Source organism: uncultured Shewanella sp., from assembly GCF_947491715.1.
In the GTDB taxonomy this organism is placed as follows: Bacteria; Pseudomonadota; Gammaproteobacteria; order Enterobacterales; family Shewanellaceae; genus Shewanella.
On sequence record NZ_CANLKR010000089.1, the window covers coordinates 1 to 1,490 of the forward strand.

At 37.9% G+C, this 1,490-nt stretch carries 1 protein-coding gene and 1 pseudogene; both read left to right on the forward strand.

Annotated elements, in window-relative coordinates; translation table 11 throughout:
• Nucleotides 1–63: 63 nt before the first annotated feature.
• Nucleotides 64–126: pseudogene (locus tag Q0779_RS24050) on the forward strand (hypothetical protein); the annotation flags it as partial.
• 21 nt (nucleotides 127–147) lie between these two features.
• The coding region (locus tag Q0779_RS23590; RefSeq protein ID WP_298776704.1) for a condensation domain-containing protein at nucleotides 148–1,490 on the forward strand (1,343 nt) is incomplete at its 3' end.

A 1,490-nucleotide genomic window follows, 5' to 3' on the forward strand; every position in this document is an offset into this window, starting at 1 on the left:
GGTATTTGGAAACAAGTTTTGGGTGAAGATACTGTTATTGAATCCGATTCCCACTTTTTTCAATTGGGTGGTAATTCTTTAATGGCTTTAAAGTTGATTAATTTTTTTGAAAAACAAATGCTGATAAATATTAGCTTGCTAGAGATAATGAAGTCACCAACTTTGAATGGAATGTCGGAACTCGTCAATAACAAGCCTAGTAAAATAACAAGGTTCTTAAACGCTTTAACATTCGAAGAGAAAGCCAAAGGTGTTGAAGTTAATACCCATCAACAATTGTTGTGGCCATTGTACAAGTCAGGGCAATCATCACACTATAACATAGTAACAAGTTACGATATTTATGGTGAAGTTGATTTCGTGAAATTAAAGCAGGCACTGATCTTACTTTATCGCGACTTTGACACACTTCACTGTATTTTTGAAGAGCAAGATGAGCGTATTGTGATGAAACCTTCGGTGTCGCAAAGCTGGAGTCCAAGTTTTTTGGATGGAGATGAAAGCGCTGTATCTAAGTTATGCAAAGTGGAACAACTGCGAGAGTTTAATTTAACGACAGGTCCACTTTTTAAGGCACACATTGTGGCGCTATCAGGGGGGCATACTGTACTCATTTTGAATTGTCCTCATATTATTTTTGATGGTTATTCAATGACATTGTTTTGGCGACGCTTAAACCTGCATTATCACCAGAAACCGACTTCAACAATTAAATTTGGATACATTGACTATCTTGCTCAATGCTCAACGACTCCTGTAAAGTTAAACTATTGGAAGGTTAGATTAAAAAATTACAAACCATTTAAACTGCATTCACTTGGGCCGCTCAGCAAAAATGCTATTCATACTTACCACTCGCAAATGTCGATATGTGATAGCAACCTTTTGCTACAGCTGGCAGAGAAAACTAATTTTTCTACTTTTTGTGTGGCTTTATACACATGGAGTAAGACACTGTCGGAATTTATCTCAATAGAAGACATTGTTGTCAGTACGCCATATTCTAACAGGCAGCAACCTCAACTGAGTGAAATTGCAGGCTACTTGGTGAGTATGGTCCCAGTTCGCTACAGAAAGGGAATTCATATAGGGGATTTTCATCATGATTTGTATCGTGATTTAGAGTCCGCAAACTTTGATATCAATGCGTTGTTGTCTGAAATTCATCTCGACAGCGGGCTTATACAACACCCTTTACAACAAGTGGTTTTTTCCTGGCAAGAGGGCATTGATTTCATTCCTGACATTAATAGTTTGACAATATCTAGAAGGAGAACTTGCCTTTCTAAGCCTAAATTTCCTCTTAGCCTGACAATACAACCTAAAAATGACGTGTTTGTATTAAATTGGGAATTTGATCCCAGTATATTGAGCGAGTCAACGATAGAGCGGCTCGAATTTTTGTTTCTATCAAATATTCGAGGTGAAAAGCCGAGTTGGCCTAAAATGCCATGCTGGGAAGAAACACCCAGTGTATTAGCGGCTTTTTC